Here is a 7,670-nt window from a genome sequence, read left to right on the forward strand (position 1 = left end):
AATTATCAAGACGGCATGGACTTGGCACCAACAACACCCACACGGTTACGAAGATCGTTAATAATCAATAAATGAACCCTAGAGTTTACCACTCTGGGGTTTTTGTGTTAATCCAGAAAAAATGCGGTAAAATAGCAGTTAGACATTTACGTGTAAAAAATGATGGGAGAAAGGTAATCATGAAGACTATTGCCTTTGATACAAGCAATCAACCACTTAGTGTGGCGTTGTTTGAGGATGACAAACTAATCGGGCAACGCGAGACAAATGTTGCCAAAAATCACTCAGTACAATTGTTGCCTTTTATTGACGAACTAGTGCATGAAGCTGGTTGGCAACCATCAGACCTAGATCGGGTAATTGTGAGCCAAGGACCAGGGTCATATACAGGCTTACGGATTGCGGTGACGACAGCGAAAACGTTGGCCTTTACATTGCAGATTGCGTTGCAAGGGGTTTCGAGCTTGGCAGTCTTGGCAACGAATGTGGTGCGGTCTGATGCGGTGATTGTACCGATTATGGATGCCCGGAATGACAACTTGTATGCTGGCGGCTATGTCCGCGACAACGATCGCCTCGTCCAGGTTGCGCCAGACCGGCATACTAATGTGACGAAGTTGATTGCAACGCTTCGTGAAGAACAACGACCAGTCGTACTAGTTGGTGAATGGGCTCGCTTCGCAGAGGAGCTCCAAATGGCACTGCCAGAGGTGACATTTGCTGAAGACAATTTACCACATGCGGCTAATATGATGATGTTAACAACGGATGCGCCGGTACTAACGGAGATAGCTATTCATCAATTTGTGCCAAATTACTACCGTCTTTCACAAGCTGAGGCAGATTGGGCAAAGGCACACCCTGACGCAGGTGATGGCATTTATGTGGAAAAGGTTTAAAAACTGGTTACACTGGCAAATGCATCCGCTACCACAGAGCTTACGAGAATTTAAGCAGACAATCAGCGTCAAAGGGTTCGATTTTGAATTGGTGCCGGCGCAGTATCAAGATGTTGATGAAATGGTGGAATTGGAACGAGAAGCTTACCATGGGGAAGAGCCGTGGTCTGCTGATATTTTCCATAACGAGTTACATCGTTCACGAGAACGGTTGTATGTCGTTGTGCGCGAACCTGAGACCGGCGCGATGGTGGCCTATATTGGGGCAGCTTTCCGTCCAGGTATCCACGAGGTGCACATTACCAATGTGACCGTTGCACCGCACTGGCAGGGACGAGGCATCGGGACGTTCCTATTGATGTATATGATGACGGTTGCTAAGCAAATTCGCTTTAATCGGATGTCACTGGAAGTGCGTGTGTCTAATACAAGTGCCCAACGGCTCTATGAACGCTTAGGGTTCCAGGTAGTCCGACGCAAAGCACATTATTATGAAGACAACGGGGAAGATGCACTGGACATGGCGCAGATTCTCGGGAGAAAAACAGATGGATTTTACGTTCAGAAATGAAACGACAACTGAGGAACTTTATGCAATTGCCAAAGCGGCGTATAAAGGATCACCTTGGTCAAAACAAACCTTTGCCAATGATTTGAAAAGCAAATTTGCCCGATACATGATTATTGAAGCTGATGGCGAACCAATTGGATTTGTTGGTGGCACACATTTGGGTGAGGAACTTGAAATTACCAACGTTGCCATCGTGCCTGGGGTTCAGGGCCAACACTTAGGTGAACGCCTCTTACGCCAATGGTTAGTTGGGTTTGATGCGGGCACACGCATTTTACTTGAAGTGCGCCAAGGTAATAAACGGGCAATCAAATTATATGAGCGACTAGGCTTTATTATTTATAACATTCGTGAGGATTATTACCGTGATCCGAAAGAAGATGCATATCTAATGGATGTCACGTTACCATTAGCAGCGGAATAGGAGGACAAGATGGCGCGATACATAATGGCATTTGAATCAAGTGCCGACGAAACAAGTGTGGCCATTGTTAAAGATGGTGTTGAAATCGTGAGCTTGGAGACAGCTACTCAGATTAAAAGTCATCAACGTTTTGGCGGCATTGTGCCGGAAGTTGCTAGTCGTCACCACATTGAACAGGTAACGGTATTAGCTGATGCAGCTTTGCAGGATGCCGGATTAACATACCAAGATTTGACGGCAATCGCAGTTACTCAAGGGCCTGGCTTGGTTGGGGCGTTGTTGATTGGGGTGACGGCAGCTAAGACAATTGCTTGGGCGCATCAATTACCGTTAGTGCCAGTTATTCACTTAGCAGGTCACATCAGTGCAGCAAACTTTGTGGCCCCCATCCAATACCCGGCCTTAGCATTGATGGTTTCAGGTGGTCATACGGAGTTGGTGTTGATGCGTGAGGAATACGATTACCTTGTAATTGGTGATACGCGCGATGATGCTGCTGGTGAAAGCTACGATAAGGTCGGCCGAACGATGGGACTACAATATCCATCGGGTAAGACAATTGATGAGATGGCGCACCAAGGTGAACCAACATACGACTTGCCACGTGCACTCATGAATGATGACCGCTATGATTTTTCTTTCTCGGGCTTGAAGAGCGCGGTGATTAACTTAATGCACAATGCGGATCAACGTGGCGAAACGGTTGACCATGTTAACTTAGCAGCTTCCTTCCAAGCGGCTGTGGTTGAGGTCTTAGTTACTAAGACACGACGGGCACTGCAAAATTATCCCGTGAAATCATTTATTGTAGCTGGCGGGGTCGCTGCCAATCGTGGTCTACGCGATGGATTAACGGCAATGATGGCTGATTTTCCAGAGACCACATTTATTCCGGTGCCAATTAAGTTGGCTGGCGACAATGCAGCAATGATTGGTGCAGCTGGGGATATCGCTTATCGGCATGGTAAGCGTGGTGATTGGTCATTAAATGCTAATCCAGCCCTTGAATTTGATTATTTAGAAGAAGACTAATATAAAAAAGCACGTAACAACTTTTTCCAGCTGTTACGTGCTTTTCTTCTATATAATAATGCAGAATTAATCGTTACGTGTAAGTAGCGTTTGACTGATGCTGAGTAAGATGCGCTTTGATTCGTGTTCAGGCATGTCAGATAGTCGTTCTAGGGCTGTATTTGTATAGGCGACCGCCATGTCTTCAGCGATGGCTAGTGCACCAGAGGCTCGGACCAATTCACCCAGGTGAACGGCCTCATCATCACTAATCGTAGCCCCTTTGGCGAGTAGCGCTTGAATCTCCTCATTATCTTGCATGGCAATAATCAAAGGCGCTGAGTAGACCCCTTCACGGACGTCATTCAGTGTGGGCTTTCCTAAGGTTGTACTATCAGCACTGTAATCGAGTAAGTCATCAAGAATTTGGAAAGCCATACCAACGTTGTAAGCGAAGTCGGTTGCGAGGTCCGCAAAGTCTTTGGGTGCATGACTGGCAGCAATCCCTAAGTTAGCAGCTAGCACAAAGAGGGCAGCTGTCTTACCGGCGATTTGATCTTCATAATTTGCGATGGTCATATCACGCTTATAGTGATTTGTTCGTTGGGTTAACTCACCAGATAGGATGCGTTCTAGGTAACGCGTTGCCATCCGAACGACGTTAATGTCGTTTGTGTTATCGGCCAACGTACGGAAGGTTACGGCGAAGAGATAGTCCCCCGTATAGGCAGCAACATCCTTACCGAATCGTGACTGAACAGATTCGGCGTGACGTCGCTTGGGTGAGTCGTCGATGATGTCGTCATGGACAAGTGAGGCTGTATGTAACATTTCTACCGTTGCAGCCAGGTTCAATAATGGTTCACGCTCTGCTGGAAAGAAACGACCAATCAAAATCGTGAATGCAGGGCGTAGCAATTTGCCACCATGCGAGAACATATCTATAAGGGCGGCTTCGACGTCAGCGTCATTGGCGTCTAGGTTAGCTTCGATACGATCTAATACCCCTTGCAGCTCCTTACGAATAGCAGGGAACTCATCCCATATTGGATGTAATGTTGTTTGTGAATGCGTCATAAGATCGGGAAACTCCTTAATTACTACTATATGTATAGTTGAAATAAAGTGGCCAAAGTGGCAAACAACTCTAATCAACATAACTGTATGTGTAAACTAAGTACTATTATATAGGAATCATCATGAATAAACACGATAATTTCAACGCACAAGAATCGAAAAGAAATTCGTAAGCCTAAAGGGTGGTAATTAGTTAGGAAATTAGTTATTATAGTTTTCGGAATTAATTATGAAGCCAGCGTGAAAAAAGGTGATACATTTGTCACAACAAAGTTGGCGAAAAAGCTTGCTAATGCATTTAGTATGCTGTATTATATTCTAGTACGTTAAATACGGACGGGGTATTCGCCCCGGGTATATTAGCGTGCCATCGACAAGCGATGATGTGGGAGGTTGCGACACACCCGGCAGCATTGCCACGGGGCCCATTGCCATGGAGCTCTTTGGGGTGCGTCGGTAGTTTCCACGGAGTTAGTTTCATATTCCAATATGGACGAAGGGAGAATTTATATCATGGCAAGTAAGAAGATTCGTATCCGTTTGAAGGCGTACGAGCACAAGATCTTGGATGCTTCAGCAGAAAAGATTGTTGAGACGGCAAAGCGTACAGGTGCTGAAATTTCAGGTCCTATTCCATTGCCTACTGAGCGTACGTTGTACACGGTTTTGCGTTCACCACACAAGCACAAGGATTCACGTGAGCAATTCGAAATGCGCACTCACAAGCGTTTGATCGATATCGTGAACCCAACTGCTAAGACAGTTGATGCTTTGTCAAAGCTTGAATTGCCAAGTGGTGTTGACATCGAAATCAAGTTGTAATTTTTACAACGCAACAACAAACAACAACTTGCCTGATTAAGCATTTAACTGATCAAAAATTTAGATTTACTATTCAAAGGAGATAGTCATGACTACTAAGGGTATCTTAGGCCGCAAAGTCGGCATGACTCAGGTATTCACTGAGAACGGTGAGCTTATCCCCGTAACGGTAATTGAAGCTACGCCAAACGTAGTTCTCCAAGTTAAGACTTTGGAAAACGACGGTTACAACGCAGTTCAATTGGGTTACCAAGACAAGCGTGCCGTTTTGAGCAACAAGCCTGAGCAAGGTCACGTTGCCAAGGCAAACACGGCCCCTAAGCGCTACATTCGTGAAATCCGCGACGCTGAGGGAGAATTCAATGTTGGGGATGAAGTTAAGGTTGATATCTTCGCTGCTGGCGAAGCTGTTGACGTAACTGGAATCACAAAGGGTCATGGTTACCAAGGTAACATCAAGAAGGATGGCCAATCACGTGGTCCTATGGCGCACGGTTCTCGTTACCACCGTCGTCCTGGTTCATTGGGTGCCATCATCAACCGCGTCTTCAAGGGTAAGAAGTTGCCTGGACGCATGGGTAACCACAAGCGCACTGTACAAAACTTGCAAGTAGTTCGCGTTGACGTAGAAAACAACGTGATCTTGGTTAAGGGTAATGTTCCTGGTGCCAACAAGTCACTTGTTACTGTTAAGTACTCTGTTAAGGCTAAGTAATAAGGACGAAGGGAGGAAACTAACATGACTAAGGTTGCTTTGTTTAAGCAAGACGGCTCAAACGCCGGTGAGATCGAGTTGAACGACTCAATCTTCGGAATCGAGCCAAACAACAACGTTGTTACTGACGCTGTTTTGATGCAACGCGCATCAATGCGTCAAGGTACTCACGCCGTTAAGAACCGTTCAGCGGTTTCAGGTGGTGGTAAGAAGCCTTGGCGTCAAAAGGGAACTGGACGTGCCCGTCAAGGTTCAATCCGTTCTCCACAATGGCGTGGTGGTGGTATTGTCTTCGGACCTACTCCACGTTCATACGCCTACAAGTTGCCAAAGAAGGTTTACCGTTTGGCATTGAAGTCAGTGTTGTCACAAAAGGTTTTGGACTCAGCTTTGGTTGTTGTCGATGCATTGTCATTCGACGCTCCTAAGACTAAGGAATTCAAGGCAGTTTTGAACAACTTGAACGTAAACGAAAAGACGTTGGTTGTCTTGGACGATGATAACGCTAACGCAGCATTGGCAGCACGTAACTTGGAAAACGTTACTGTTATGACTGCAAAGGGTGTTAACGTGCTTGACGTAATCAACAACGATAAGTTGGTTGTAGTTCAATCAGCTTTGGCACAAGTTGAGGAGGTTTTGGCATAATGGACGCACGCGATATCATTTTGCGCCCGGTCATCACTGAACAAACGATGAGCGTTTTGGATGAAAAGCGTTACACGTTTGAAGTTGATGTTCGCGCCACTAAGCCACAAATTAAGCGCGCTATTGAAGAGATTTTCGATGTTAAGATCGAAAAGATCAACACGGCGAACGTACGTGGTAAGTTGAAGCGTCAAGGACGTTTCGCTGGTTACACTAAGAAGCGTAAGAAGGCAACTGTTAAGTTGACTGCCGCTTCTAAGGACATTCAATTGTTCAACGAAAACTAATTAGGAGGAAATTAGCGTGGCTATCAAGAAGTACAAGCCAACCTCTAACGGTCGTCGTAACATGACGTCTTCAGATTTTGCTGAAATCACTAAGACGACGCCTGAAAAGAGCTTGTTGGAATCAAAGTCAAACACTGGTGCTCGTAACTCATACGGTCACATGACTGTGCGCCACCGTGGTGGTGGACACAAGCGCCAATACCGTATTATCGACTTCAAGCGTACAAAGGATGATGTTCCAGCTAAGGTTGTAGCGATCGAATACGATCCAAACCGTACTGCTAACATCGCTTTGTTGCAATACACTGACGGTACTAAGGCATATATCTTGGCGCCTAAGGGCTTGGAAGTTGGAATGACTGTTCAATCAGGGCCTGAAGCCGACATCAAGGTCGGAAACGCTTTGCCATTGGCAAACATCCCTGACGGAACACAAATCCACAACATCGAGTTGAAGCCTGGTAAGGGTGGTCAATTGGCCCGTTCTGCCGGTGCATCAGCACAATTGTTGGGTAAGGAAGGAAAGTACGTACTTGTTCGCTTGCAATCAGGTGAAGTACGTATGATCTTGGCCGTTAACCGTGCCACAGTTGGAGTTGTTGGTAACGAACAACACTCATTGATCAACTGGGGTAAGGCTGGTCGTCGTCGTTGGAAGGGTCAACGTCCACACGTTCGTGGATCAGTTATGAACCCTAACGATCACCCACACGGTGGTGGTGAAGGAAAGGCTCCAGTTGGACGTCCATCACCAATGTCACCATGGGGTAAGAAGACTGCCGGTAAGAAGACGCGTAACAAGAAGGCTCGTTCAACGAAGTTCATTGTTCGCGGTCGTAAGGGCAAGTAATCACTTACACTCCGTAATTAATAAGTTTTTAGCAAACGAGAGGAGGACCTTAAAATGGGTCGTAGCCTGAAGAAGGGACCATTTGCTGACGCTCACTTGTTGAAGAAGGTTGAAGAAGCCAACGCTTCAGAAAAGCAAGCTGTCATCAAGACATGGTCACGTCGTTCAACGATTTTCCCTAGCTTTATTGGATTGACTTTTGCTGTTTACGATGGACGTAAGCACGTGCCAGTTTTGGTACAAGAAGACATGGTCGGTCACAAGCTTGGTGAGTTCGTCCCTACGCGTACGTTCCGCGGACACGCAGCAGACGATAAGAAGACTAAGCGCAAGTAATATAGGAGGACAATACAATGGCTGAACAAA

11 protein-coding genes are annotated in these 7,670 nt (G+C 46.1%); 10 read left to right on the top strand and 1 reads right to left on the bottom strand.

Annotated elements, in window-relative coordinates:
* The first annotated feature begins 179 nt into the window (after window positions 1-179).
* The 4 genes from tsaB to tsaD are packed head-to-tail and all read left to right on the top strand — an operon-like array spanning window position 180 to window position 2,926.
* The gene (gene tsaB / locus WEIDD23_RS02920) at window positions 180-899 is read left to right on the top strand and encodes a tRNA (adenosine(37)-N6)-threonylcarbamoyltransferase complex dimerization subunit type 1 TsaB (RefSeq protein ID WP_010369412.1); all 720 of its coding nucleotides are present in this window, start codon (window positions 180-182) and stop codon (window positions 897-899) included.
* A complete protein-coding gene (gene rimI / locus WEIDD23_RS02925) occupies window positions 883-1,470 on the top strand; it encodes a ribosomal protein S18-alanine N-acetyltransferase (RefSeq protein WP_010369408.1) in 588 nt (195 codons plus the stop codon). The genes tsaB and rimI (WEIDD23_RS02925) overlap by 17 nt, the downstream gene beginning before the upstream one ends.
* Window positions 1,448-1,894, top strand: a complete 447-nt coding sequence (rimI, locus tag WEIDD23_RS02930) for a ribosomal protein S18-alanine N-acetyltransferase (RefSeq protein WP_010369405.1) — start codon at window positions 1,448-1,450, stop codon at window positions 1,892-1,894. Before rimI (WEIDD23_RS02925) ends, rimI (WEIDD23_RS02930) begins: the two co-directional genes overlap by 23 nt.
* 9 nt (window positions 1,895-1,903) lie before the next feature.
* Entirely contained in the window at window positions 1,904-2,926 is a 1,023-nt protein-coding gene (gene tsaD / locus WEIDD23_RS02935) for a tRNA (adenosine(37)-N6)-threonylcarbamoyltransferase complex transferase subunit TsaD (protein ID WP_029237412.1), read from the top strand.
* A gap of 66 nt (window positions 2,927-2,992) precedes the next feature.
* Here tsaD and WEIDD23_RS02940 read toward each other — a convergent pair whose 3' ends face one another.
* Window positions 2,993-3,982 carry a polyprenyl synthetase family protein gene (locus WEIDD23_RS02940; protein ID WP_010369401.1) on the bottom strand — a complete coding sequence of 330 codons (990 nt, stop codon included), beginning with the start codon at window positions 3,980-3,982 and terminating at the stop codon, window positions 2,993-2,995.
* A 513-nt stretch (window positions 3,983-4,495) separates the two neighbouring features.
* Between WEIDD23_RS02940 and rpsJ the strand changes: the two genes are divergently transcribed.
* From rpsJ to rpsS, 6 genes are all read left to right on the top strand, one after another.
* Window positions 4,496-4,804, top strand: a complete 309-nt coding sequence (gene rpsJ, locus WEIDD23_RS02945) for a 30S ribosomal protein S10 (protein WP_004560274.1) — start codon at window positions 4,496-4,498, stop codon at window positions 4,802-4,804.
* A gap of 88 nt (window positions 4,805-4,892) precedes the next feature.
* Window positions 4,893-5,519, top strand: coding sequence for a 50S ribosomal protein L3 (rplC, locus tag WEIDD23_RS02950; RefSeq protein ID WP_004560273.1), 627 nt, complete (start codon window positions 4,893-4,895; stop codon window positions 5,517-5,519).
* Window positions 5,520-5,543: 24 nt separating this feature from the next.
* Complete coding sequence (gene rplD, locus WEIDD23_RS02955; RefSeq protein ID WP_004560272.1) at window positions 5,544-6,167, top strand: 50S ribosomal protein L4; 624 nt, start codon at window positions 5,544-5,546, stop codon at window positions 6,165-6,167.
* On the top strand, window positions 6,167-6,454 hold the full coding sequence (gene rplW / locus WEIDD23_RS02960) for a 50S ribosomal protein L23 (RefSeq protein WP_004560271.1): 288 nt from the start codon (window positions 6,167-6,169) through the stop codon (window positions 6,452-6,454). The genes rplD and rplW overlap by 1 nt, the downstream gene beginning before the upstream one ends.
* A 16-nt stretch (window positions 6,455-6,470) precedes the next feature.
* The gene (rplB, locus tag WEIDD23_RS02965) at window positions 6,471-7,304 is read left to right on the top strand and encodes a 50S ribosomal protein L2 (RefSeq protein ID WP_010369391.1); all 834 of its coding nucleotides are present in this window, start codon (window positions 6,471-6,473) and stop codon (window positions 7,302-7,304) included.
* A gap of 54 nt (window positions 7,305-7,358) precedes the next feature.
* On the top strand, window positions 7,359-7,640 hold the full coding sequence (gene rpsS, locus WEIDD23_RS02970; RefSeq protein ID WP_004560269.1) for a 30S ribosomal protein S19: 282 nt from the start codon (window positions 7,359-7,361) through the stop codon (window positions 7,638-7,640).
* Window positions 7,641-7,670: the final 30 nt, after the last annotated feature.

It is taken from the genome of Weissella sp. DD23, assembly GCF_001579105.1.
GTDB classification, from domain to species: Bacteria; Bacillota; Bacilli; order Lactobacillales; family Lactobacillaceae; genus Weissella; species Weissella cibaria.